General features: G+C 57.3%; 20 protein-coding genes. 9 read left to right on the forward strand and 11 right to left on the reverse strand.

Annotated elements, in window-relative coordinates:
- Positions 1 to 8: 8 nt before the first annotated feature.
- Positions 9 to 1,922: an ABC transporter substrate-binding protein gene (locus ACR0NE_RS11625; RefSeq protein ID WP_170596927.1), complete on the reverse strand. Its 1,914-nt coding sequence runs from the start codon at positions 1,920 to 1,922 to the stop codon at positions 9 to 11.
- A complete protein-coding gene (locus tag ACR0NE_RS11630; protein WP_170397648.1) occupies positions 1,915 to 3,687 on the reverse strand; it encodes an ABC transporter ATP-binding protein in 1,773 nt (590 codons plus the stop codon). The genes ACR0NE_RS11625 and ACR0NE_RS11630 overlap by 8 nt, the downstream gene beginning before the upstream one ends.
- Before the next feature lie 228 nt (positions 3,688 to 3,915).
- Between ACR0NE_RS11630 and ACR0NE_RS11635 the strand changes: the two genes are divergently transcribed.
- From ACR0NE_RS11635 to ACR0NE_RS11660, 6 genes are all read left to right on the forward strand, one after another.
- Positions 3,916 to 4,413, forward strand: coding sequence for a class I SAM-dependent methyltransferase (locus ACR0NE_RS11635; protein WP_170596928.1), 498 nt, complete (start codon positions 3,916 to 3,918; stop codon positions 4,411 to 4,413).
- A 93-nt stretch (positions 4,414 to 4,506) separates the two neighbouring features.
- Positions 4,507 to 5,136, forward strand: coding sequence for a glutathione S-transferase (locus tag ACR0NE_RS11640; RefSeq protein ID WP_170596929.1), 630 nt, complete (start codon positions 4,507 to 4,509; stop codon positions 5,134 to 5,136).
- A gap of 98 nt (positions 5,137 to 5,234) precedes the next feature.
- Positions 5,235 to 7,637, forward strand: a complete 2,403-nt coding sequence (locus tag ACR0NE_RS11645; RefSeq protein WP_170596930.1) for a GcvT family protein — start codon at positions 5,235 to 5,237, stop codon at positions 7,635 to 7,637.
- Between the two features lie 2 nt (positions 7,638 to 7,639).
- Positions 7,640 to 9,184, forward strand: a complete 1,545-nt coding sequence (locus ACR0NE_RS11650; RefSeq protein ID WP_170596931.1) for a trimethylamine methyltransferase family protein — start codon at positions 7,640 to 7,642, stop codon at positions 9,182 to 9,184.
- A complete protein-coding gene (locus ACR0NE_RS11655; protein ID WP_170404600.1) occupies positions 9,185 to 9,868 on the forward strand; it encodes a TetR/AcrR family transcriptional regulator in 684 nt (227 codons plus the stop codon). It abuts the gene before it with no gap.
- The gene (locus tag ACR0NE_RS11660; protein WP_170596932.1) at positions 9,855 to 11,159 is read left to right on the forward strand and encodes an FAD-dependent oxidoreductase; all 1,305 of its coding nucleotides are present in this window, start codon (positions 9,855 to 9,857) and stop codon (positions 11,157 to 11,159) included. The genes ACR0NE_RS11655 and ACR0NE_RS11660 overlap by 14 nt, the downstream gene beginning before the upstream one ends.
- Here the strand turns inward: ACR0NE_RS11660 and ACR0NE_RS11665 are convergent.
- Entirely contained in the window at positions 11,156 to 14,551 is a 3,396-nt protein-coding gene (locus ACR0NE_RS11665) for an indolepyruvate ferredoxin oxidoreductase family protein (protein WP_170596933.1), read from the reverse strand. The two genes, ACR0NE_RS11660 and ACR0NE_RS11665, sit on opposite strands and share 4 nt — an antisense overlap.
- A gap of 146 nt (positions 14,552 to 14,697) precedes the next feature.
- Here ACR0NE_RS11665 and ACR0NE_RS11670 point away from each other — a divergent pair, with 146 nt between their 5' ends.
- Positions 14,698 to 15,159: an Lrp/AsnC family transcriptional regulator gene (locus ACR0NE_RS11670; RefSeq protein ID WP_170596934.1), complete on the forward strand. Its 462-nt coding sequence runs from the start codon at positions 14,698 to 14,700 to the stop codon at positions 15,157 to 15,159.
- Positions 15,160 to 15,162: 3 nt separating this feature from the next.
- On the opposite strand, the gene ACR0NE_RS11675 is transcribed toward ACR0NE_RS11670, so the two are convergent.
- A complete protein-coding gene (locus ACR0NE_RS11675) occupies positions 15,163 to 15,552 on the reverse strand; it encodes a DUF3307 domain-containing protein (protein ID WP_170397621.1) in 390 nt (129 codons plus the stop codon).
- A gap of 169 nt (positions 15,553 to 15,721) precedes the next feature.
- Here ACR0NE_RS11675 and ACR0NE_RS11680 point away from each other — a divergent pair, with 169 nt between their 5' ends.
- Positions 15,722 to 18,763 (forward strand): ABC transporter transmembrane domain-containing protein, encoded by a 3,042-nt coding sequence (locus tag ACR0NE_RS11680; protein ID WP_170596935.1) that lies wholly within the window; start codon positions 15,722 to 15,724, stop codon positions 18,761 to 18,763.
- A gap of 23 nt (positions 18,764 to 18,786) precedes the next feature.
- Here the strand turns inward: ACR0NE_RS11680 and ACR0NE_RS11685 are convergent, their stop codons facing one another.
- From ACR0NE_RS11685 to ACR0NE_RS11715, 7 genes are all read right to left on the reverse strand, one after another.
- Positions 18,787 to 20,019: a mandelate racemase/muconate lactonizing enzyme family protein gene (locus ACR0NE_RS11685; RefSeq protein ID WP_170596936.1), complete on the reverse strand. Its 1,233-nt coding sequence runs from the start codon at positions 20,017 to 20,019 to the stop codon at positions 18,787 to 18,789.
- Between the two features lie 21 nt (positions 20,020 to 20,040).
- Entirely contained in the window at positions 20,041 to 21,135 is a 1,095-nt protein-coding gene (locus ACR0NE_RS11690; RefSeq protein ID WP_170397613.1) for a Zn-dependent alcohol dehydrogenase, read from the reverse strand.
- A 214-nt stretch (positions 21,136 to 21,349) separates the two neighbouring features.
- A complete protein-coding gene (locus tag ACR0NE_RS11695) occupies positions 21,350 to 22,063 on the reverse strand; it encodes an alpha/beta fold hydrolase (protein ID WP_170596937.1) in 714 nt (237 codons plus the stop codon).
- 11 nt (positions 22,064 to 22,074) lie between these two features.
- Positions 22,075 to 22,863 carry a 3-oxoadipate enol-lactonase gene (gene pcaD, locus ACR0NE_RS11700; protein WP_170596938.1) on the reverse strand — a complete coding sequence of 263 codons (789 nt, stop codon included), beginning with the start codon at positions 22,861 to 22,863 and terminating at the stop codon, positions 22,075 to 22,077.
- 75 nt (positions 22,864 to 22,938) lie between these two features.
- Positions 22,939 to 23,913: a threonine/serine dehydratase family protein gene (locus ACR0NE_RS11705; RefSeq protein WP_170596939.1), complete on the reverse strand. Its 975-nt coding sequence runs from the start codon at positions 23,911 to 23,913 to the stop codon at positions 22,939 to 22,941.
- Positions 23,910 to 24,737, reverse strand: coding sequence for an alpha/beta fold hydrolase (locus ACR0NE_RS11710; protein WP_170596940.1), 828 nt, complete (start codon positions 24,735 to 24,737; stop codon positions 23,910 to 23,912). The genes ACR0NE_RS11705 and ACR0NE_RS11710 overlap by 4 nt, the downstream gene beginning before the upstream one ends.
- A complete protein-coding gene (locus tag ACR0NE_RS11715) occupies positions 24,737 to 25,423 on the reverse strand; it encodes a haloacid dehalogenase type II (protein ID WP_170596941.1) in 687 nt (228 codons plus the stop codon). Before ACR0NE_RS11715 ends, ACR0NE_RS11710 begins: the two co-directional genes overlap by 1 nt.
- Before the next feature lie 124 nt (positions 25,424 to 25,547).
- On the opposite strand from ACR0NE_RS11715, the gene ACR0NE_RS11720 reads away from it, so the two are divergent.
- Positions 25,548 to 25,976, forward strand: a complete 429-nt coding sequence (locus ACR0NE_RS11720) for an FKBP-type peptidyl-prolyl cis-trans isomerase (protein ID WP_170397592.1) — start codon at positions 25,548 to 25,550, stop codon at positions 25,974 to 25,976.
- Positions 25,977 to 25,981 lie beyond the last annotated feature (5 nt).

Consider the following 25,981-nt stretch of genomic DNA (forward strand, 5'->3'; position numbering starts at 1 on the left):
CTCCTGAATTAGTCGGCGAAGAAGAACTCGTCGGGACGGTGAATGCCGAAGTGTGCGCCGGGTTCCCATGCCCACATGGCCTGCTCAGGCACATTGCGCAGGCGGTTCGACACGACAATAGGCTGCGGTGCGCCGTTCAGGATGCCGATCGCATAAAGCTGGTCGGCGTGAATTTTCAGCATCTCAGACCAGACTGCGCCGCGTTCTTCATCCGTGGAGGCGATTTCCCAATCGTGGGCAAGCTTCATGAGAAGTTCGGCCTCGGGCATGTCTGGTGGTTCGCCCGACCCTCCATTTGTCTGATAGTATTGGCCCCATTTAGGCCATGCCAGAAAGACCTGATCGGTCGGGGCGAGATAAGCCGGCGATGTGTGGCTTTGCGGAATGCCGTCATCCCAGCCGAACCAGACCGACGCCATTGTATTGCCCGAGAAGACCCGGTTGCGCAGAATGTCTCGATCCAATGGTCGCATGACCAGTTCGACACCTATCTCACGCCAGGTATCCGTGACGATCTGCAGGGCGTTTTCAACCTCTTGCCGCTCACCGGCGGTTTCGATGATCAGCTCCATCGGACGCCCGTCGGGCAACAGTCGGATACCATCTTTGTCACGCTCGGTCAGCCCAGCCTCATCAAGCAGAGCATTCGCCTTGTCGACGTCATACTGTGCCCAAGCCTGCGCATTCGCTTCGTCGTAGAAGGGCGATGCGGGCAGAACCGACATAGCGCCGGGTTGGGCCAGCTTGAAATAGAGCGCCTGATTGATCGTCTTGCGATCAATGGCGAGCGACAGTGCCCTGCGTACACGTACATCGCGCAGAACCTCGCGCCACGCATCGTCAGTGTAATTCAAATTGGGATAAATCGCGATCTGCGACGCGACGCCTGTTTTCCACAAAAGCGTCTTGTATCCACCTTCAGCCTCGCCCTTTTTCAAGATCGAGGCATCGCGGAATGCCAATCCGCGACCTTGCAAGTCGGTTTCACCCGCATTTGCTTTGGCCGCGACCAAACCCGGTGCGACGATTTCCATTTCGACTACGTCGATATAGGGCAGCTGAACCCCATTTGAATCCACCCGATGGTAATAAGGGTTACGGACAAAGTTGTGCCGGATTTTCTTGCCCGAACTTGCGTTGAGCCATGGCTGCAACGTCGGCAGTTCATGATTGTCGTACTTATACAGATTGTCCAACTTGTTATGCAGCGCCGCCCAGCTTTTTACCCGCGCATCTTCGACCTTGAATGCCAGTTCTTCGGGGTCTGCAAACTTCTCGTGATACTGCTTAAGGAACTCAGACGGTCGATAGATAAAGGGCGGCCGCGCCTGAGCAAGTGATTGCAGGAAATTCGGGTTGGGGTCATCCCATTCGAATACAACTGTTGTTTCGTCGGGGAAGGTGACGGTGGGTGTTTTGCCTTCAACCAGCAGGAAATCTGGTGGGCCTGAAGGGCTGAGCAATTCGTTGTTGGCCACATCCTCCCACCAATACCGGAAGTCTTCGGATGTGAACGCGGATCCGTTTGACCATTTGTGGCCGGGTCGCAGGTTCAAAGTAAATTTGCGATTGTCTTCGTTTTCGAAAGAAGCCAGCAAATCCGGGACGATGTTGTAATCCTGATCGAAGCCCACAAGCCTTGCGTAGCCATAGACCACCATTTGCCGAATATCTTTGGACCGGGTGACCATCGTGCGCAGTGTACCGCCGGGTACGCCGAATTCGCGACCTTTGGCGGCTAAGTCTACGATCAGTGGATCTTGCGGAATACGTTCAGCAACCGGTGGCAGGTCACCGCTTTCAACCTCGGTTTGCCAGAACGCGTTTTCCTGAAGATTAGACGGAATTTCTGCCACAGCGGGCAGCATTCCTGCGATGGCCAGCGACGCGGCCAGAATCAATCGGTGAGTGGTCTTAAACATGGCAACGTACCTTATGGCCGGGCTCCAACTCTACCAAAGAAGGTATCACGGAGTCGGAAAATCGAAAGGCGTCATCCCAACTGTCGGGAGAACCGGCACCTAACGCAACCAGTTTCAGATCAATCGGGCGATTGATATCTGGTTCCGGCTGGGCGGCAATCAGTGCCTTGGTATAGGGATGACGTGGATTGTAGAACAGAGTTTCGGGTGGGGCTTGTTCCACCACAAGACCCCGGCGCATGACGGCGACCTCGTCGGCAATGCGTGCGACGACGGCCAGATCATGCGAGATGAAGAGATAAGACAGGTTCAGACTGTCCTGCAGTTCTTCGAGCAGGGTCAAAATTTGCTCTTGAACGGATACATCCAGCGCCGAGGTTGGCTCGTCACAAACAATCAACGCCGGGTCCAGCATCATCGCGCGGGCGATAGATAGGCGCTGTCGTTGTCCACCAGAAAACGCATGCGGATAGCGTTTGAGCATATCGGCATTCAGCCCGACCCGCTGCAACATCGCGGCCGCTTTGTCGCGCTGCTCTGCCACGGTGCCGAGGCGGTGTATCTCCAACGGCTCGGTCATGGCATCCTGAATGCGCATACGGGGGCTAAGAGAGCTATAGGGATCCTGAAACACCATTTGCGCCTTGCGCTGAAACGCGGTGCGTTCGGTCCGTGTCATACTGTGAACCGTTATCGGTTCGGAATCCCTTGTTGTTCTGAACAGAACTTCGCCGCCCGGGTCGGGCAGTTCAGCGCCCAGAGCGATTCTGGCGGCGGTTGTTTTGCCAGACCCGCTTTCGCCAACGATTGCAAGCGTCTTGCCGCGCGCCAGCTTCATATCTACGCCCCGGCAGGCATGGATCAGTTTGTCGGCTTTCCAACCTTTGCTCGATCGCATCGTGTAGGTCTTTGAGACCCCGGTCATCTGCAGAATTAGGTCCTCGTCGGGCATCGGTATGCCGACGGCATCCTGATCGGGTATCTCAGGCGCAGCGTCGAACAGCTGCTGCGTATAGGGGTGCGCCGGATCGTTCAGAATTGGTGCTGCCGGGCCAGCTTCCATCACGCGGCCTTTGTGCATGACGACCACCCGCTCGGCCATGTTAGCAACTACACCCAGGTCATGGGTGACAAGGATCAGCGCCATACCGGTCTCGCGCTGCAGCTCTTTGATCAGCCCAAGAACCTGCGCTTGGGTGGTAACATCCAGCGCTGTGGTTGGCTCGTCCGCGATGAGCAATTCAGGCTTGGACACCATCGCCATGGCAATCATGGCGCGCTGGCGCATGCCGCCGGACAGCTCGAACGGATAGCTGTCGTAGGCGCGGGCAGGGTCGGGGAAACCAACCCTCTCAAACTGGGTCAGAACTTCTTTGCGGGCCTGTGCATCGGATGCGCCGCGATGCAACCAAAGAACTTCGCTGACCTGATTTCCGATTTTATGAAGCGGTGACAGAGATCGCATCGGTTCCTGAAAAATCATAGAAACCCGATTGCCGCGAATACCACGCATCTGTCTTTCACTCAGTTCGATCAGATTAGCGGTGCCTTTGGAATCGTTCAGCGTGATCGTTCCGCTACGGATCTGGGCGGTACGCGGCAGAATACGCAGTGCAGCGCGACAGGAAATCGTTTTGCCCGAACCGGATTCTCCAACCAATGCAAGTGTCTGCCCGGGTTCGACCTCGAAGCTGACATCTTGGACAACGGATGGACCCGTGCCAAAGCCGATGCTGAGATCCCGAACGGACAACAACGCACTCATGCGGGTTTTCCACCCGTCTGGCCGCTAGAAAACATCGGCTTTGTGAACTCCCTGTCTTTTTTGAGCAGTTTCGCGCGGTTGGGGCGGCGTAGTCAAACACCTTCTTCACCCGAATTGTCGCGGAATCGTGAAACTCGGGCCGTATGGCTACACAAAGTCTTGAGTTTTTGCCATCAAAGGCGCAATCGCCCCCCGACTGGTGTCGAATGATTTTGAAAGAGGTGCCCCGTGTCCGAGCAACAAAGCCGATTGGATCTGTTCATTGACCGAATGGTCTCGCAACGTGCTTGTCTGGACTTTGCCATCGCGCAGACCACGGGGCAGCCTGGTCCGGTTTTTGAGCTGGGATTGGGAAATGGGCGCACATATCACCACATGATTAAGCACATTCTGGACCGTCCTGTTTATGTTTTTGAACGGGCCGTTGCGTCTCATCCCGATTCGACACCGCCCGATGATCTGGTGATTCTCGGTGATGTGCGCGAAACATTGCCTGCTTCGGTCACGCGATTTGGCGCGTCAGCCAGTCTGATCCATGCCGATCTTGGGGGACACAACCGGCAAAAGAATGATGCTTTTGCCCGCCTCGTCTCACCTTTGATCGAACCGCTTCTGGCGCGGGACGGACTGATGGTTTCCAGCGATCGTATGTATTTCGAAACACTGACCGAGGTGCCGCTGCCAGAAGGGGCGGTCGACGGGCGCTGTTTCATCTATCGGCGTTGATCTGCCGTAGGGTCACTGTGTGATCCGACTCGCGCTGTAGTACCGGGCCGGTCTAACGTCTGAGGCGTGAAGCTTTGGAGGGGACCGTCAAAAATGCTTTTCTACGATTGCTCGACCGCGCCAAGCCCGCGCCGTGCCCGGATGTTTATCGCGGAAAAGGGGCTGAAGATTGACACCCGCGATATCTCAATCGCCAAGGGTGAACAGCTTAGCGATGCTTTCCGGGCTGTGAACCCTGGTGCAACGATCCCTGTTCTTGTCACGGATGAAGGCACCACGCTGACCGAAAATCTTGGCATCGCCGCCTATCTCGAAGCGCGCTTTCCGGAACCTGCCTTGATGGGGCATACGCCGGATGAAAAAGGCGAAATTCTGATGTGGAATGCCATCGCCGAACAGCAATGTGGCGCACCAATCGCGGAAACTTTGCGCAACACCCATCCTTCGTTCAGAGACCGCGCGATTACCGGGCCTGCAAACCACGCCCAAATCCCTGAACTAGCGCAGCGGGGGGCTGAGCGGGTGCGCGCCTTCTTCGATTTGCTAGAAGCCCGTCTGCAAGTCAGCGGTTTCGTTGCGGGTGATATGTTCTCTCTGGCCGACATCACCACATTTGTGTTTGTCGATTTCGCACGTGTCATCAAGATGCGTATCCCAGAAGAGAACACGGCCACACGCGCCTGGTTTGATGCCGTTCAGACACGCCCGAGCGCCCGGCTTTAAGCTGATCCGGGTGCTGTCCCTCGAACTGTACAGAAATGTCTAGACAGAAGTGAACAGTGCCTCTAGCGTCCTCTGCGAGTCATGCAGGGGAGCGCAGGATGAAATCTCAGTATCGTGTCGTAGTCATCGGTGGCGGCGTTGTCGGCGCCTCGGTTCTGTACCATCTCGCCAAGTTTGGCTGGTCAGATGTGGTCATGCTGGAAAGGCGGCGTTTGGCCTCGGGGTCTTCGTGGCACGCGGCGGGCGGTATCCATGCGTTGAACGCCGATCCGAACATGGCATCACTTCAGGCCTACACGATCGATCTGCTGAGCGAGATCGAAAAAGAATCGGGCCAAAATATCGGCCTGCACATGACCGGTGGACTGACGCTGGCAGGCACACCCGAACGGTGGGAGTGGCTGCAGGCCAACTACCGCATTTTCCAGTCAATCGGCATCGACGACTGTGAGCTGTTGTCGCCAGAGGAGGCGCAGAAACGCTGCCCGATCATGTCCACCGACCGCGTGCTGGGCGCAATGTGGGCGGATCGCGAAGGTTACGTCGACACCACCGGTACGGTTCAGGCTTATGCAACAGCGGCCAAGAAACGCGGCGCGGAATACTACGAAGAAACCAAGGTCGAAAGCCTGACGCAGACTGCGGATGGTTGGGAAGTTGTGACCGACAAAGGCACTATCACTTGTGAACATGTGGTCAACGCCGCTGGCCTCTGGGCCAAACAGGTGGGGCGCATGGCCGGCGTGGAGCTGCCGGTTTCGCCGCTGAAACACCACTATCTGATCACCGATACGGTGCCTGAGGTGGCCGAGGCGGATTTCGAGATGCCGATGACGGTTGATCTTGAAGGCTTCACCTATATGCGACAGGACCAGAAGGGCGTTCTGGTGGGCATCTACGAGGTCGATCACGAGCACTGGGCTATGGACGGTGCGCCGTGGAATTACGGTGAAGAATTGTTCCAGGAGCAGCTCGACCGGATCGAGAACGAGCTGACGCTGGGCTTTGAACGGTACCCGTCGATCCAGAATGTTGGCATCAAAACATGGGTGAACGGAGCGTTTACCTTCTCGCCCGATGGCAACCCGCTGGTCGGTCCGGTCCCAGGCAAGCGCGGTTATTGGTCAGCTTGTGCGGTGATGGCCGGATTCCTTCAGGGTGGCGGCGTTGGTAAGACGCTGGCCGAATGGATGATCCATGGCGAGCCTGAGGCCGACGCATGGCCTATGGACGTGGCGCGCTATGGCGATTTCGCTCAGAACAAACGCTACATCCGCGAAACAACCGGTCAGTTCTATTCTCGTCGTTTCGTGATGACTTACCCGAACGAGCAACTGCCCGCAGGTCGCCCGCTGAAGATGGCCCCAGCCCATGATGCAATGACCGAGGCGGGGTGCAAATGGGGCGTCAGTTGGGATCTGGAAGTACCGCTTTACTTTGCGCCCAAGGGCTTTGAAGAGACGCCGACGCTGAAACGCTCGAATGCGCACGACATCGTGTCTGAGGAGTGCAAAACCATCCGCGAAGGCGTGGGACTACTGGATATCTCGGGCTTTTCGCGCTTCGAGGTCACTGGTCCAAATGCCGAGGCTTGGCTGGACAGGATCATGGCGTCGAAACTGCCTGCACCGGGGCTTGCCAAACTGGCTCCGATGCTGGGTGAAAACGGTCGCCTCAAGGGTGATCTGACCGTGCTGAACTGGGGCGACGGGACCTGGTGGATCATGGGCAGCTACTATCTGCGCGCATGGCATATGCGCTGGTTCGATGATCACATGATGGACGGTGTGAACATCCGCGATCTGGGCGAGGAATATTGCGGCTTTGCCGTGGTTGGGCCGAAATCGCAGGCTGTGGTCGAGAAACTGGCAGAACAAGATATCTCGGGCCTGAAATTCATGGGCTGCGGCGACTTTGATATCGGTCTGGTGCGTGCCCGTGTGGCGCGTATGTCTGTGACGGGCGAAAAAGGGTATGAGATAAACTGCCGCTATGGCGACCACATCAAACTGCGCCTGATGCTGCTTGAGGCCGGGGCCGGGGACGGTATCCGCGAATGCGGATTCAACGCGATGCTGTCGACGCGGCTTGAGAAGAGCTTTGGTATCTGGTCTGCAGAATTCACTCAGCTTTACACGCCAGGCATGACCGGAATGGACCGCTGGATCGACTGGAACAAGGATTTCGTTGGCAAAGAGGCTGCGCTGGCTGAACGCGATGGCAACGGTCCGGCGCAAGTTCAAGTGACGCTTGAGGTTGATGCGCTGGACGCAGATGCCAGTGGGTATGAACCGATCTGGGCTGGGGATGAGCGCGTTGGATTTGTGACTTCGGGTGGCTATGGCCACTACACGGGCAAGTCGCTGGCCATGGCTTTGGTCAACCGCGACAAGGCTGAACCGGGCACCGAGTTGTCGGTGCATGTGGTCGGTGTCGAACGCCCGGCCCGCGTGATTGCGCCGTCGCCCCATGATCCGCTGGGCAAAGCGATGCGAGGTTGAGCATGTCGGACTTGGGTCAAAGACGCCGACGGCGCGGGCGCGGGACCGATGCCGCCCCGCAATCTAGTCGCGAGGTGAATTATCGCCAGTTGCGCAATCCGTTTCCACAGATGGAAGTGTTCCCGACGGATCAGATTGCAGATATGCACGACACCGCATTGCGCACCCTGGAAGAGTTGGGCGTGAAAGTTCTGTTGCCCGAAGCGCGGCGGATCTACGCGCAGGGTGGTGCCCGCGTGGATGAAGACAACGAAATGGTCTTCATCGGGCGGGATATGGTTGAGGCTGCGGTGGCCTCAGCTCCGAAATCCATCGGCTGCCGGGCGGGCGCGCGGCACCGGGATTTCACTTTGGAGCTGGGCTCTTTGGTGTTCCAACCCGGCGCTGGCGCTCCAAACGCGACCGATCTGGAACGCGGTCGGCGGCCAGCGAGTGGGCAGGATTATCTGGAGTTCCTAAAGCTCACTCATCACTTTGATGTCTTCCAGATGATCTCGCCGCAGGTCGAACCGCAGGACGTGCCAACCAATGTGCGGCACTATTTCACCACACAAGCGCAGATGGAATTGACGGATAAGTTCCCGTTCTTCTTCTCGCGGGGCACGCCGCAAGTGATGGACTGCTTCGAGATGCTCTCGACGGCGCGAGGTCTGTCTGACAAGGAGTTCCGCGCTAACGCCCATTGTTACACGATTATCAACACCAACAGTCCGCGGACGCTGGATATTCCGATGGCGCAGGGGCTGATCGATTTTGCGCGCCATGGGCAGATGTCGATCATCACACCCTTTACCCTGATGGGCGCAATGGCTCCGATCACGGTGGCTGGGGCCATCACGCTGTCCCATGCCGAGGCACTTGCGGCCTTGACGCTGACCCAGCTTACCAACCCCGGTGCGCCGGTGTGCTATGGGACCTTTACCAGCAATGTCGACATGAAATCAGGGGCGCCTGCATTCGGGACACCCTCGCATTTTCAGGCGTCTTTGGCGGCGGGCCAGTTGGCCCGGTATCTGGGCCTGCCCTGGCGGTCTGCGGCGGGGTCTGCGGCAAATATCAACGACGTTCAGGCCGCCAATGAAAACCAGTTCGGCCTGTGGGGCTGCCTGATGGCCGGGGCTACGGTGATCATTCATTCGGCCGGATGGCTCGAAGGTGGCCTGACCGTATCTTTCGAGAAGATGATCTGCGATGCCGAAGTGTTGAACATGGTGGCCGAGCTTTGTGCAGGGGCACAGGCCAATGGTGCAGAGATCGGGTTTGATACTGCGCTGAGCGAGGTTGAACCCAGCGGACATTTCTTCGCCACGAGCCAGACAATGGAGCGCTATAATACCGCATTTTATGAGCCGCACCTGCATGATTACGCAAATTTTGGCACCTGGACCGAGCGTGGCGCGATCGACGCCAACCATCGCGCGACCGGTGTATGGAAGGAAATCCTGGCAAATTTCAAAGCACCGGCATCAGATACGGATCGCCTTGGTGCGTTGAAGGATTTCATAGCGCGCCGTACAGAAGAGGGCGGCGCACCGCCGGAGAGTTGAATGAGCACCAAACCCATCCTGCACAGGGACGATCCCGAAGCTGAGCCACTGATTGGTAACGTCAAGGTCACGCGCGATGATTGGCTGAACGTGGCCATGGACGTCCTGATTTCGGACGGGGTCGAGCAGGTGAAAGTCATGAACCTTGCCGAGCGGATGGCGGTTTCGCGCTCATCATTCTACTGGTACTTCAAGTCGCGGCAGGAATTACTAGATGCGCTGCTGGCGCGGTGGCAGGCGACAAATACCGCGGCCTTGATCGCTCAATCCGAATTGCCTGCTGAAACGATCACGGCTGCGGTGTGCAATGTTCAGCGCTGCGTTGTGAATACCGAACTATTTGATACGGCGCTTGATTTTGCTGTGCGGGATTGGGCACGAAGATCGGGAAAGGTGCGGCGTATGCTGGACCAGTCCGATGCCCGTCGCCTGGCCGCGCTGCGCGCGATGTTCATCCGGTTCAACTATGATGAGACCGAGGCAGAGACGCGGGCGCGGGTGCTATATTATATGCAGATCGGATATGATCTGGCGCAGTTAAACGAACCATTGGCGATCAGGCTGTCGATGGTTCCACACTACCTTTATGTTTTTACAGGGGTCGAACCGCGACCCGAGGAAATCACCGAATTCAGCGCATATGCGAAACGTTTCTGGGAAGGGGCAGGACATGAACCAACCTGACGCAATCATCATTGGCACCGGTGTGATCGGAGCCGCCATCGCGTTCGAGATGTCCAAGGCCGGTTGGAAAACTCTGTCGTTGGATCGCAATGCGCAGGTTGGGCATGGCTCGACCGCAGGCTCTTGCGCGATAATTCGGATGCATTATTCGACCCTCGATGGAACCGCGTTCGCTTGGGAAGGCTATCACTATTGGCGTGATTGGGCGAACTATCTGGGCTTGCCCGACACAGCCGATTTGGCGCAGTTTCGTGAGACCGGTTGTTTGGTCGTCAAGAGCGAGGCCAATGGGTTTCTTGAGAAACATAAGAAGTACAGCGCCGAACTGGATTGTCCGTTTGAAGAATGGACACCTGAGCGGATTACCGAACGTCTGCCGATCTATTTTCTGGACAGCTTTGCCCCGGCGCGGCGCATGGATGATCCGGAGTTCGGCCAACCGAACGGAGATCGGATTCAGGGCGCAGTGTTCTGGCCGAAAGCAGGTTATGTGACCGATCCGGCGTTGTCGGCGCAAAACCTGATGGATGCCGCCAAGCTGCATGGTGCCGAAGTGCGAACGGGCGCAGACGTGGGCGAAATCCTGTCGCAGCAGGGGCGCGTCGCAGGTGTCAGACTTGCCTCTGGTGAAGAAATCCACGCCAAAGTGGTGGTGAATGTTGCCGGTCCCGGGTCAGCGCTTGTCAACGAAATGGCCGGGGTTCTGGGCGACATGACAATTCGGACCCGCCCGCTGCGGCAGGAGGTGGTGCATGTACCCGCGCCCGAAGGATTTGATTTCGAAACGCAAGGAACAATTGTCTCGGATAGTGATATCGCGCTGTATTGCCGTCCAGAACATGGCAATCATATTCTGATCGGTTCCGAGGATCCGGCATGTGATCCGCATCAATGGTGCGAAGATGATGTAAGCTATAACCACGATTTTACGGATCAATGGACCACGCAGGCCATGCGTTATGCCCAGCGGGTCCCGAGCTTGGGGATACCCTCCAGAACCCGTGGGGTGGTGGATTTGTATGATGCCTCGACTGACTGGATTCCGATCTATGACAAGTCCAGCCTGCCGGGGTTTTACATGGCCTGCGGCACCAGCGGTAACCAATACAAGAACGCGCCGATTGCGGGCAAAATGATGGCTGCGCTGATCGACTACGTCGAAGGCGGTGCGGATCATGACGACAAGCCGATGCAGTTTGAACTGCCTTACATTGGACGCACAATCGACACCGGTTTTTATTCCCGCAAGCGACCGGTCAATACCGATAGCAGTTTCTCGGTGCTTGGTTAACGCGCCATCGCGCGCGCGTTCTCATAGCTTTCTTCCCGTACTGGACCGAAACCGCGTATCTGGTCCGCAGCTGACAGCACGTCCAGCCACTCGGCCTCGGAATGGGCGGAGGGGTTTGTCAGATACATGTCCAACAGCGATTGGTACCAGTTTAGGATATCTCGATGCAGTCGCGCTTCGGAGTGATAGCCGAAGGGGTTCAGGACCGAGCCGCGCAAACCACGTAGATGGGACAGTCCCCGCAGAACCGGGCGCATCCATGGGCCCAGTGCAAACTTGATGGGGCGGCCCCGTTCGTCCTTGCGCCAGCTCAGCATTGGCGGGGCGAAATGGTAACTGGTTTTGAAATCTCCCTCGAATTGTTGCTTCAGTTCGTTGTCGAAGTTTTGGGACGTTTGCAGCCGGGCTACTTCGAACTCGTCCTTATAGGCCATGAAGCGGAACAGGTTACGGGCTACGGATTCTAGAATATCGTCGGATATTTTCGGGTTCGACGCGCGGATTGCTTCAATCTGTTGCGCATAGCGATCCGCATATGCGGCATCCTGATAATCTGTCAAAAACGCCACCCGACGCGCAATCACCTGATCCAAGGTGCCGTTTGCCTCTTCGGGTAGTGCCAGCCCGTGAATGCGGTCGGGGTCAGCCGCCAGACAACGCCCAAGAGCAAAGGCCAGCCGGTTTTTTTCGACGGCAACACCGTTCAGCAAGATGGCCAGAGCCAATGCAAGATGCGACACCGGAACCAGCTCGTTTTGCCATGCATAACCCAGCAAAATGACGTTGGCGAAGACGGAATCCCCCAGTAGCGCCTCAGCTATTGCATTTGCGTCAAGGCTGGCGAGATTGTCCACCCCAACCACATCTGCGATCGCCTGTTCCCGCTTATCGACCCGCAATTGGGCATCGCGACGCAGGACAAGATCGCCGGTGGGCATCTCAGCCCTGTTCAGCACAACGCGTGTCCCGCGGGCATAATGAGCTGAGGCTTTGGGGGCCGAACTCACCACCACATCACAGCCAATCACCGCATCCGCAGCGCCTTGATCTATGCGTACTTGGTTAAGCGCATCCGGAGCTGCGCCAAGGCGGATGTAACTGAGTACCGTGCCGAATTTCTGCGCAAATCCGGTGAAATCCAGGACCGAGGCACCTTTGCCTTCCAGGTGCGCGGCCATAGTGATCAGGGCCCCAACCGTGACAACCCCAGTGCCACCCACGCCTGTCACAAGCAGATCAAACGGTGTGTCCAAAGACGGAAGCTTTGGGTCTGGCAGGTCTGCCTCAAGCGCGTCGAGGTCCAGATCTATGGCCCGCTTTCGCCGGGTTGCGCCTGCAACGGTCACGAAACTTGGGCAGAATCCGTTCAGGCACGAAAAATCCTTGTTGCACGAACTTAAGTTGATCTTGCGCTTGCGCCCCAGCGGGGTTTCTCGCGGCTCAACGCTCAGGCAATTCGATGCGACCGAACAATCGCCGCAACCTTCGCAGACAAGATCATTGATCCAGACGAACGTTGAGGGGTCCTCCATTGTCCCACGCTTGCGGCGGCGGCGTTTCTCGGTGGCGCAGGTCTGTTCATAGATCAGGACCGTAACACCGGGAATGTCGCGCAGTTCGCGTTGCAGGCTGTCCATCTTTGCCCGGTCGTGGAATGTGGTGCCAGCCGGGAAATCGGATCGGTGAAACTTGGCAATGTTGTCCGAGACCAGCGCGATCCGCGCAACGCCTTCAGCCCGGCAGGTTTGGGCAATGCCTGCAACGCTGACAGGTCCATCCACTGGTTGCCCTCCGGTCATTGCGACCGCATCATTGTAGAGTATTTTATACGTGATATTTGTCCCGGCCGCGACCGCCTGACGGATTGCGAGCGAACCCGAATGGTACCACGTTCCTTCGCCAAGGTTCTGGAAGATATGCTTGCCGCCATTGAATTGTGAGGCCACCACATGGGGTACGCCTTCGCCTCCCATCTGTGCATAGCCGACCGTCTCGCGATCCATCCAAGATGCCATTACATGACAACCAATGCCGCTGGCAGCGGTAGAGCCTTCTGGAACTTTGGTTGATGTATTGTGCGGGCAGCCCGAGCAGAAATAGGGTGTCCGTGTTGCGCCCGGGACGTTGATCACGGGCGGTTCTGTCTCAGTCAGTGCACGCGCTTTGGCAGGCAGGTTTTCTTCAGGGAAGAACGTGTTAAGTCGGGCGGCAACAATAGGGGCCAGCATCAAAGGGCTGAGTTCCCCGGTCCATGGGATCAGCGGTTCGCCATGGCTGTCATATTTACCTACCATCTTATGGGGTTTGTCGCCGGGCCAGTCATAGAAGTATTCTTTGAACTGGCTTTCGATGATGCCGCGCTTTTCCTCGACGACCAGAACCTCGGCCTTGCCTTTCACAAAGCGCAACGCGTTGCGACGGGCCAGCGGCCAGACCATGCCAACCTTGTAGATGTCGATCCCCAAGCGGCGGCAAGCGGCTTCATCAAGGTCCAGCAAACGCAGCGCCTCCATCAGATCGAGGTGCCCCTTGCCGGTGGTCACGAAGCCGAACTTCGCGTTGTCGATGTCATAAATACGCTGGTCGATGGGGTTTTCTTCGGCAAAGGCCCGAACGGCGCGCAACTTGTGTTGGATGCGGGTCTCGATCTCGGGCGAGGGCAAATCGGCGGTGCGGACGTGCAAGCCGCGTTCGGGCAAGTCGATCTGCGGCAGGGAAAAGCTGCGATCCGGGTGCAGATCGACGGACCGTGCGCTTTCGACCGTTTCCGAGACCGCCTTGAACCCGACCCAGGTGCCTGAGAAACGGGACAGAGCGAACCCGTACTCGCCGAATTCCAAATATTCCTCGACCGAGGCTGGGTTCAATGTCGGCATGAACCACGACATGAAGGCCACATCCGACTGATGCGGCATCGAAGAACTGACGCAACCATGATCATCGCCTGCCACGACTAGCACGCCACCTTTTGGCGCAGACCCATATGCGTTTCCATGTTTCAATGCATCGCCTGATCGGTCGACACCGGGGCCTTTACCGTACCACATCGAAAAGATGCCCTCGACCTCGCAATGCGGGTCCAAAATGGCCTGTTGCGCTCCAAGAACCGCCGTTGCGCCGAGGTCTTCGTTCACGGCGGGCATGAACGTGATGCGATCCGTCTTCAGCCGGTCCTTTGCGCGCCATAGCTCAAGATCCAGCCCGCCCAGTGGCGATCCGCGATAGCCCGAGACAAACCCCGCCGTGTTCAGCCCGGCCTGACGGTCGCGTCGGGCCTGGTCCATCATAATCCGCGCCAAGGCTTGCGTGCCTGTTAGAAAAACCCGGCCCTGCGTCAGGGTATAGCGGTCTTCAAGCCGATAGGTGCGGGGGGAGGGTTCGTGGTGGCTCATTGCTGCGCGTCCATGGGTTTTTGTCTTTGGTGTTCGGTTATTTTAACCCCCCGCAGGTGAATTTCTGTTTCAGAGTTTGTGCGAGTTCTGCAAATTATGATAGAATTCACCAGATTTAGTTAAAATTACGGATTAATCTTCCTAAGATGGCCATACTTGATGATCGGGACCGCCGCATTCTGACGCTGCTTCAATATGACAGCCGGGTTTCAAACGCCGAATTGGCAGATGCTGTCGGCATGTCAGCCTCAGCCCTGTGGCGCAGGGTGCGCGCGCTGGAAGAGGCTGGGGTGATCGAACGGTACGGCGCTTTGGTGAACCCTGCCGAGATGGGGTTGACGTTCGAAGCAATCGTGCATGTTCACCTGACTCGGCATGACCCGGACAAGATTGTCGACTTCATCCGGGCCGTCGAGATCAGCCCCGAAGTGCAGGAATGCTACGCCACGACTGGTCAGGCCGATTATCATCTGCGTGTCTTGTGCAGGAATCTGTCTGCTTACAACACGTTTCTGGAAGATTTCTTGTTTCGATTGCCCGCCGTCGCCAGCGCGCAAACGAATGTCGTGCTGCGGACGATCAAGCGGAACCGACCGGTGGTACCCTGAAGCTTAAGCCGCGAAAGCCACCCAAGCCCAGGCCATGCCAATATAAGTAAGGTTGTGAAACAACTGATCCAGACCAGCGGCACGCCAAAAAGCGGCCTGATTGGGTTGCAACTGTTTGCGGTCAGAATAGTTGGCTTTGGCAAAGTCGATGTGAAAATGCACGATCCATTCCAACGCAGCGATGATCAGTATGAATTCAATCGGGGCGCGAAAGAGCGCGAAAATCACGACCGAACCCACAACATGCACAGCAGCATGTTGCGCGCGCCCCATGTGGAAATACGTGCCTCGCCCGGAAAGCATCTTGGGCGTCTGTAAATAATAGTCGGCGAACATGTGTTTGATCTGAAGCAGGCACAGCAACAGAAACACAGCGCCAAAGCTGGCAGGCAAATGAATCCTCCCGATATCGTCCTGAATCAGGAGATTAGGGGGTAAACGCGAAACGCGCAAATGAACTTGTTCACACAACGCAAATTAGGCGCAAATCGGAAATTCATTTGCTTCCGAGGATACGATTGCGGTAAATTCGGCCCGTTGTATTCACGCCAAAATCAGTGATTTGAGCGGCGGATCGTTAGTAGGGGCGGGTTCAATAGAACGATCGATCTTTCAGTTCATCTGGAAATACTCGAAGCGCGACCAGTTGATTTTGCTGGCCGTGACGTCGACCTTGTTTCCTTTGCTTTACCTGACGTTGGAGCTGCCCAAGCGCATCATCAATGACGCAATCGGCGCGACAAGTCAGATTGTCGATGTCTGGGGTTATAGCCTGACGCAGACCACTTTTCTGATGATCCTGTGCTTTGCCTTTCTGGCTGCGGTGCTGGCGCACGGGCTCATGAAGATGCGTATCAACACCATGAAGGGTGTACTGAGCGAGCGTATGCTGCGTCGCTTTCGCTATCAGTTGATCAACCGCGCGCTTCGCTTCCCACAACCATATTTTGAGCGGGTCAGTCAGGGCGAAATGGTCTCGATGATAACCGCTGAAAGCGAACCGATGGGTGGGCTGATGGGGGATGCGATCAGTCAGCCCGTGCTGCAAGCCGGACAAATGATCACGATCCTGTCCTTTCTGTTCCTCCAAAGCGTTTGGTTCGGACTGGCTGCGGTGGCGTTGATCCCGCTGCAGGCCTGGCTGATCCCGCGATTGCAACGCCAGATCAATCTTCTGAACAAGAAGCGCATTCAAGAGGTCCGCGTTTTGGCTGCCCAGATCGGCGAGAACGCCGCTGGGGCCTCGACCCTGCGGGCCAATGGCGGTTGGCGATATCGAAGGGCGATGATCTCGGACCAACTGGGACGGCTGTTCGCCATCCGCTTTGAGATCTATCAGAAGAAATTCTTTATGAAGTTCATCAACAACTTCATATCGCAGCTGACGCCATTCATGTTCTACCTTGTCGGTGGCCTGCTGGTATTGCAGGGATCTGTTTCGCTGGGTGCTCTGGTGGCTGCGCTGGCGGCTTACAAAGACTTGAGCTCACCCTGGAAAGAACTGCTGACCTATTATAATCAAACGCAGGACATGTCGCTGCGATGGGATGTTGTGATTGATCGTTTCGCACCGGATGGAATGATTGATGAGGCCCTGTTTGACGGAGAGCCAGCGGATCGTCCGCATCTGAATGGCGATATAGTACTGAATCAGGTCTCGGTTCGTGATATCGACGGCAATCAGGTTTTGGATGATCTGGACCTGACGTTCCCAGCAGGTAGAACGGTCGGCATTTCGGCCACTAGCGAGGAAGATCGCCATGCGCTGACCGAGTTGCTGACCCGCGAGATACTGCCAACCTCTGGCCGTATTGAAATCGGTGGCATCAATATGGCTGGCCTGCATCAAAGCGTTGTTGCCCAACGAATAGGTCTAGCAACCTCGCGCCCCATAATGTTTCAGGGCACGTTGGGTGAAAATGTGATGATGCCGATGCGGTCACATCCATTGTCCAAGTCCACCGAGGATCCGGATTTCCCCGAGACGCTGAGGGCAGGTAACAGTGCTGATCCATTCCATGTCGAATGGCTAGACCCAGGATCGGCAGGCTTTGACGATACAGCACGGCTGCGCGATTGGTGGCTGAAACTAATCGATGGCATGGGCTCGGGCGCGGCGTTGTTTCAGCGCGGTGCCGAGCAGGTGTTTGATGCAAATGAGCGCCCGGAACTGGCAGCAAAGCTGGTCGAATTGCGCCCTCGGGTTCAGAAGGCGGTGCGCGAGGCCGGGCTTGACCAGCAGGCGCTGATTTTCGATCGGTGCGCTTATAACTCTGCGCTGCCCGTTGCTGAAAACCTGTTGTTTGCCACCCCCTGCGTTCCAGTGACGCGACAATTGCTGGCACAGCAGACCGTGTTTCTGGGCCAGTTGCGCGAGTTGGGGTTGGATGAAACCCTGATCAGCCTGACACGCGACGTAATTGAGATGCTGCGTCAGATCTTTGGGCTGGATGGAACCGATCATCCTTTGTTTCGCAAGCTGGGGCTTGAGGCCCAGACCTACGAGGCCGCGGTTGAATTGGTCGAGCAAACCCGGAAGGAAGGCGCAAACGGGCTGGATGACGAACAATTGGCTAGCTTGCTTTCGGTGCCATTTGTGATCTCGGCCGAGCAGATTGGCCCGGCGTTTTCGGATGAGCTGAAGAACCGCATTCTTGAGCTTCGCCACAGCCACTCGGCCAAATTGCTGGAACCGTTGCACGATGTATTCGTCCCGTTGGATGAGGATGCCTTTGCACCCGGTTTGACGGTCATGGAAAACGCACTGTTTGGCAAGGTCAGCCAGATCGGCGGTGCGCGGACCGACGAGGCGCGCAAACTGATCGTCGATGTTCTGGCCGAGAACGGGGCGCGACCGATGGTGGTGGAACTGATCTATGATGTTCCGGTCTCGATTGGCGGCCAGAACTTGCCTGCGGTATTTGCCGAACCGCTGGCCTTTACCCGCGCTGCGATCAAAAAGCCAGATATTCTGATCTTGGAAACCGCGCTTGCCAGCTATGATATGGAGACACAGGTCGCAGTTTATAAAAATCTGCGTGAATTGCTGCCCGAAACTACTGTAATCTATCTAAATGATGCGTTCGAAAATCCAGATGTTTTCGACATGTATGTTGAAATCCGTCAGGGCCGGGCCGTGACGGGTGAAGGCCCAACCGACGTCGACGGCGACGGTGCGGCTTCTGCCGATCTGGTACGCAAATTGCGTGCGCTTGAGCAGACCCCGTTGTTCTCTGGGCTCGACCGTCGCCAGCTTCGACTGCTGGCCTTTGGTGCGCGCTGGTTCGAAGCGAAACCTGGCCAGGTGGTGTTTCTGAAGGATGATCAGCCAACCGATGGCGCCTATGTCATCCTTGAGGGCGAGGCAGGATTGTACCTGCCGCGTTCGGGCGAGGCCGATCAACTGATCACAACGGTTGGTGCGGGCGCGTTGGTGGGAGAGCTGGGGTTGATCCGAAAAGAGCCTCGGGCGTTGAGCATGGTGGCTGAAACGGAACTGTCCTGCCTACGGATCGGTGAGGAGGAATTTCTGGCGGTCGTCGAGAACGATGCAGCCACAGCCTTTAAACTGTTGCAGGTCATCGCGGGGTATGTCTCGAACTGATCGGCTTGCTCGCCTGTCGATTTTTACCCTTCGGTTGCGGGTGCACCGCCTTGAAACGCATTCCCATTTGCATAGTCACATGGGGTTTCCTGCATCTGTAGGTGCAGCCCGTCACCTTTGTAGGGATGGGCTCGGGCAAGGCCTTCATCGACCTCGATACCAAGGCCGGGCTCGGTCGGAGGAGTGACGAACCCCTTCTCGACGCGGATGCTTCCCTTTATCAGTTGATCGTGGAATGGGGTCTCGATGCTTTCAAGCAGCAGCAGGTTCGGGATCGACGCCGCCAGATGAATATTCGCCGCCCACTCGATCGGTCCCGCATACAGATGGGGTGCCATCTGGGCGTTGAAAACCTCGGCCATCGCGGCGACTTTCTTCATCTCCCAGATACCACCAGCGCGTCCCAACGCAGGCTGAAGGATTTCGGCGGCCTCGGCGCGCAGGACCGCGCCAAATTCCGCTTTGGTTGTCATCCGTTCACCGGTCGCGACAGGGATACGGACAGTGCGCGCCACACGGGCCATATCCTCGATCATGTCGGGGGGTGTGGGTTCTTCGAACCACAGTGGCGAAAAGGGTTCCAGCGCTTGGCCCAGACGTATAGCTCCGGCTGTGTTGAACTGACCATGAGTGCCGAACAGCAGATCGGCCTTGTCTCCAACTGCCTCACGGATCGCTTTGCAAAACGCTATCGACATTGAGATATCGGACATAGCGGGCATGTGCCCACCGCGGATCGTATAAGGCCCGGCGGGATCAAACTTGACGGCGGTATAGCCGCGCCGGACCATTTCAGCAGCACTTTCTCCGGCCTGCTCAGGTGAAGTCCAGAAGTCCGTCAGGTTATGCTGAGGAAGTGGGTAGAGATAGGTGTACGCCCGGATACGGTCGTTCATCCGCCCACCCAGTAGCGCATAGACTGGACGATCACGATCCTTGCCCAAAATGTCCCAGCAGGCAATTTCGAGCCCTGAGAACGCACCCATGACGGTCAGGTCTGGTCGCTGAGTGAAGCCGCTGGAATAGGCGCGGCGGAACATCAACTCGATATTCTCGGGGTTTTCGCCCTGCATGTGCCGTTCGAATACATCGCGAATGACATGGGTCATGGCTTCGGGACCAACCGAGGACGCGTAGCATTCCCCCCAACCGATCACGCCCGTATCCGTGGTGACCTTGACCAAAATCCAATAGCGCCCACCCCAACCCGGTGCCGGAGGCGCGGTGACAATGACATCGAGATCTTGCAGTTTCATCGGGTGTTCCTTTTGCGGGGTTCAGTCGCGATCAAACAAGATTACATTGCGTTTGGCCGCACCGGACTTGGTGTCTTCGATGGCCTCATTGATCTGTGACAGTGTCCAGCGACCCGAGATCAACTCGTCCAGTTTCAGCCGCCCCTGTTCATACAGATCGATCATCCAGGGGATGTCTCGCTGGATCACTACATCGCCCATTTTTGAGCCCACCATGCCCTGGCCAAGCGCGGCCAGCACGACGGGTTCGTAACTGGACATGTCACCAGAATGGGGCATCCCGATCATGATCGCCTTACCGCCCCGACCAAGATAACGCGGGGCCTGATCATAGGCGGGGATTGCACCAACAGTAATCAAGACGGCGTCTGCGCCACGTCCGCCCAGCGCCTTGTAGGCGGCTTTCCACGGCTCTTTCTGGCTGGCCAAAACACCATGGGTCGCGCCGAACTCCATTGCGATATCCAGCTTATCCTGTGTCATATCGACCGCAACGATACGGCGAGCTCCGGCAATACGTGCGCCTTGGATTGCGTTCAAGCCGACGCCCCCGGCGCCGATGACAACCACGTCCTGCCCGGGGCGAAGCTGGGCGGCGTTGACTGCTGCACCAACACCGGTGATCACCCCGCAGGACAGCAGGCTGGCAAGGTCCTTGGGCAGCGTTTCGGGAATGCGGACGATTTGTCGGTGGCTGACAACTACCTTTTCGGCAAAGGCCCCGCATGCCATGGCCTGTTCCAGCGCATCACCGTCGGCAGTCTGCAGCGGACCTTTCACCGTGTCATAAGGTGTTTCACAAATGGTGGGCATGCCACCGGCACAGGACGGGCAGGACCCGCAGGCGCGGATCAAGGTTACCACAACGGGATCACCAAGTTTGAAATCCCCTGCGCCTTCGCCAACAGCAGAAACGATGCCAGCCGCTTCGTGCCCGTAAACCGCGGGCAAGTGGCCGCCCCATGCGCCGCTTGCAAAGGAAATGTCCGAATGGCAAATCGCCACTGCATCCAGCGTGACCTCGACCTCGCCCATGCCGGGTGGTGCGATCAGGATGTCTTCGATGACCAGAGGTTCGCCGAAGGCCCGGCATACGGCTGCTTTGATGGTTTGCATGTGTTTTCCCGCTCCCTAACGGGATCACGGTGACCCGTCCCGGCGGGACCTGCAAGGTGGAAACCGTCACGGATGTGTCGTTGTTCTGCCAAAGTGGGGTAGACGCAAAAGAATCCACCTATTGATAAGCATTGTGTGGGTCATCGGTTCAGTGTGCGACAACCAAACAGATCGGCGCACGGCGTATCGGGGTCGGGACATCGACGGTGGCTGGCTACATTCGTTGCGAGATCTGGTGCATCAAACCGGCAAGATGCTCAGGATGCGAAAAAAACGGCGAGTGAGAGCTGTCTATCGTGAGGTGCATATCAGGGTCCGCACAACCCGCCATCTCGGCCTGATATTCGGTTGGAACGATTCGGTCATCGGTAGTTCTGATGTACCCTTTTGGAACGCGCGCGAAGTTATCGCCGACGTCTAGGGGGGTAGTCTGCGGTGCGATCGCCTGGGGGCACAGGCGCGCGAATGCATAGGCAACCACCTCGCGCGCGCAGTCGTGATAAAGCAGGTCGTGCACCTGATCCGGTACCACCGAATACGACAACCTGTCGCCGGATACTTCGACGGCATTTCCGATCAGTTGGCGTGGGGCTCGTTTGCGCATTTCGACCATAGATAGCCCGGATTTCGGAACATAGGCACTTAGATAAATCACACCTCGCATGGCGTTCGGGTCGGTCTCGGCAGCCGCACTTACGGGATATCCACCCCACGAGTGCCCTAAGATGATGGTCTTTGGTGTCGAAGCCTTCAGCACGGCATCTCTGCACGTTCCAAGGGTGACATCGCGGATAGGCGTCGGGTCCGAGCCGTGGCTTGGCATATCGATGGCGCGGGCGGTATGTCCGAATGTGGTCAATTCCGGGATCAGATCGCGCCAGCACCAGGCACCGTGCCAAGAGCCATGTACAAGCAAGAAATCTGCCAACAATCCCTCCTTCAAATATGTCCGATCTCGGTCAGAAAATCACCAATCAATTGGGCAAAGTCCTGAGGGCGCTCGACGCAGGGCAGGTGGCCTGCCTTTCGGATCAGCGCAAAGCGTGAACCAGGGATCAGATCGACCGTTTCGCGCACCAGATCGGGCGGGGTTGAGCCGTCTTCGCTGCCCGCAATCCCCAAGGTCGGCAGGCGCAATCCGCTGGTTGGCGTATAGAAATCGGTGCCCGAGATTGCAGCGCAACAGCCCAGATAGCCATCGACCGGTTGTCGGACCATCATGTTGCGCCAAAGCGTCATCTCGGCGCTGGCCCGAAATGATTTCGAGAACCACCGATCCATAGTGGCATCCGCCAGTGCCTCGATCCCGCCTTTACGGACAGCATCCATACGCTGCTGCCACATCTTGGGAGTGCCGATCTTGGCGGCCGTATTCGACAGCACCAGCGCGCGGATCTGATCCATACGCTTGACCGCCAGACCCTGCGCAATCATGCCACCGACGGACAGACCCACGAATAAGCAATCCTTGACCTCTAGATAATCCAGCAATTGCTCGGCGTCGCGCACCAGATTTCCCATGGAATAGGGCGCTGAGGGTGCTGTTGACAATCCGTGCCCGCGTTTGTCGTACCTAATGATGCGCAGGCCTTTGGGCAGTAGCGGCAATATCGGGTCCCACAGCCGCATATCCGTACCCAGTGAATTAGCAAACACGATAGGGGCGCCAGCGGCGTCGCCATCGATTCGGTAGTGTATCCGAACATCTTTGAGGTCAGCGATATGCATGTTTAGCGTCCCCGTCTGCTCAGGGTGTCGGTTAAAACGACTACGACCGGATTTTGCACCGGCTGTAAGCGATTGTCAGGTAAGGAATTCCAACGCCCGTTCAAAGATCTGCGGATCCACGTTGCCGCCCGAGGCGACTACGATCACCGCATTTCCATCAATCTGATCCTTGCGAAACAGGGCAGAGGCCAGCGAAACCGCTCCTCCGGGTTCCAGCACGATCTTCAGACGCAGAAACGCAAGGGCCATGGCGCGTAGGGATTCCTGTTCAGATACCGACAGACCAGGGCCGCAAAGCCGCTGCAGGATGGGAAAGGTAATCTGCCCCGGCTGTGGCGTCAGGATTGCGTCGCAGATGTTTCCCGAAGTAGCGTCGTTGCTTTGGATCGTCCCGCTTGCCAGCGAGCGTTTCACGTCTTCGAACCCTTCAGGCTCGCATGGACGAGGGCGCAGACCGGGCGCGTGACGCTCTAACGCCAGCGCGATACCAGATGTCAGCCCGCCGCCGCCACAGCAGATCAAAACGTCACCTTCGGTCACGCCCAGCGCCCGTGCCTGACGTGCCAGCTCCAGTCCCGTTGTTCCCTGGCCAGCGATCACTTGCGGTTCGTCATAAGGCCGGATCAAGGTCAAACCGCGCTCGGCAGCCAATGCCTCGCCGATGTCTTCGCGGCTTTCGCTGGCGCGATCATAAAGGACGACCTCACCGCCCAGCGCGCGGGTGTTTTCAATCTTCAGCTTCGGCGCATCCGAGGGCATGACGATGACGGACGAGATTCCATGTTGAGCCGCTGCATAGGCAACACCCTGTGCGTGATTGCCCGAGGAGTAGGCGATGACGCCCCGGTTGCGCGCCGCCTCATCCAGTGCCGAAATAGCTGACCACGCGCCGCGAAATTTGAAGCTGCCGGTGTGTTGCAGGCATTCGGGTTTGATCAGAACGCGGCGACCCGCGATTTCATCCAGGAAAGGCGACGACAGAAGCGGCGTCTCGCGCACGTGACCTTTCAGCCGCTCGGCGGCGGCTTCGATCATGTCTATGTTGCTCATTTGGCGTCCAGTATTTTGCGGATCAGGTCTAGGGATTGAGGCTCGTTCAGGAACGGGACATGTCCTCGGTCCGGCACTTCGGTCGAGATCAATTCGGGGTGGTGTGCGTGCATCTTCTGCACCGTGGCTTTGCTCAACAAGTCGGAATTTGCGCCGCGGATCACACCGGTGGGGATCGTACGCAGGGCGTCGAACAAAGGCCACAGGTCCGGTGCCGGGGTGATGGCGGCCTGCTCGATCAGCGCTTGTCGCAATGCGGGGTCATAGCGCAACTCCAGTCCGGTTCCGGTCTGGATGTATTGATGTTCTACCTGCTGTTTCCAGACGTCCTGAGCAACGCCGGGGAACTGAGGTGCCATCATCGCGTGCAGGACCTGCGCAGCCTCATCATAGGATTGTGAAATTGGGGGGTTGCCGACATAGTCCATAATCTTGGCAATGCCACCGGGTTCGATCACCGGGCCAACGTCGTTCAGGATAACACCTGCCAGCCGGTCAGGATGGCTGGCGGCCAAGGCCATGGCGATCAGCCCCCCCCGTGACGTGCCCAACAGGGTCACCTTCTCCAAACCCAGCTGATCCAGAAGTTCGACCGCATCCTGTCCTTCGCGCAGGATGTTGTAATTCATGTAGTTCGCATCAAAATCGGACTTGCCGCGCCCGCGATAATCCATCGCAATCATACGAAGATCACTCATATGTGGCGCAAGAAATGAAAAGTCGCGGCAGTTGCGCGTCAAGCCAGCCAAGCAAAGCAGAGGATGGCCCGTGCCGGTATCTTCATAGTACAGGCGTTTGCCGTCCGAGGTGGTGAAATATGCCATCAAAGCCCTGCCAATTGAGGGATCGTCGTCAGGTCTGGCAGCACATGTGCAGGTTTCCACGGCAGACGGTCCATTGGTTCGCCAGCGCGGTTGACCCAAGCTGTGACAAATCCATAGCCACTGGCCCCGGCAGCGTCCCACCCGTTTGAGCTGACGAACAGCACTTCATCGCGCGCGCAGCCGAAGCGGTTCTGCACCAGATCGTATACGCTGGCATGGGGTTTGAAGACCCCCACGCTTTCGACCGACAGAACATCATCCAGCACATCACCGATCGCGGCAGACTGCACCGCCCCGTTCAGCATCGGGGGTGAACCGTTGGACAGGATGGCGGTCTGCAACCCACCGGCCTTCAGCGCCTTCAGCATATCGGGGACCTCGGGATAGGCCTGCAACTCCCAATACAAATCGAGCAGACGCTGCCGAAGGGTGTTATCCCCCTGAAGGCCAACCGCTTCCAAGGCCCAATCCAGCCCATCTTGCGTGACATCCCAAAAGTCACAATGCGCATCAGCGACAGCACGCAACCAAGTATATTGCAGTTGCTTTAAACGCCAGTGATTGGCCAACTCGGGCCATTTATCAGCCAACGTTTCGAACTCCGGTTCCGCTGCGGCCTGCCTTGCGGCGGCGGCCACGTCAAACAGAGTGCCATAAGCGTCGAATACACACGTGGTGATAGCCATCCGATCCTCCCCTGATCGGGCGCAGGTAATCACAACCGGTTCCGGGGTTAAAGAGGGCAGGGTTTACAATGCTGTGTCAGCCTCTAGGCTGCGCCGTTCATTTCTTTTCAGGCCGGAGGCCATCATGACCGCAATCAAACAAGGCGACACGGTTCGCATCCACTACACCGGAACTCTGCTGGACGGCAAAGTCTTCGACAGTTCCGAGGGGCGCGATCCGTTGGAGTTTGCGGTTGGTTCCGGGCAGATCATACCCGGTCTGGACGCTGCCCTGCCGGGCATGGAGATTGGCGAGAAAAAGCGTGTGGAGATCGATTGCGTTGACGCCTATGGCCCGATCAATCCGGGCATGCGGCAGCAGATCCCGCGTGAAGGCATCCCGGATGACATTCCGCTTGAACCCGGCACGCAGTTACAGATGCAAACTCCTGACGGTCAGGCATTGCCAGTGACTGTCGTCGAGGTAGATGAGGCGACAGTGACCTTGGATGCAAATCATCCACTAGCGGGGCAAGATCTGGTCTTCGATATCGAAATCGTTTCGATCAACTGATGCTG

The sequence above is a fragment of the Ruegeria sp. C9 genome (assembly GCF_056537585.1).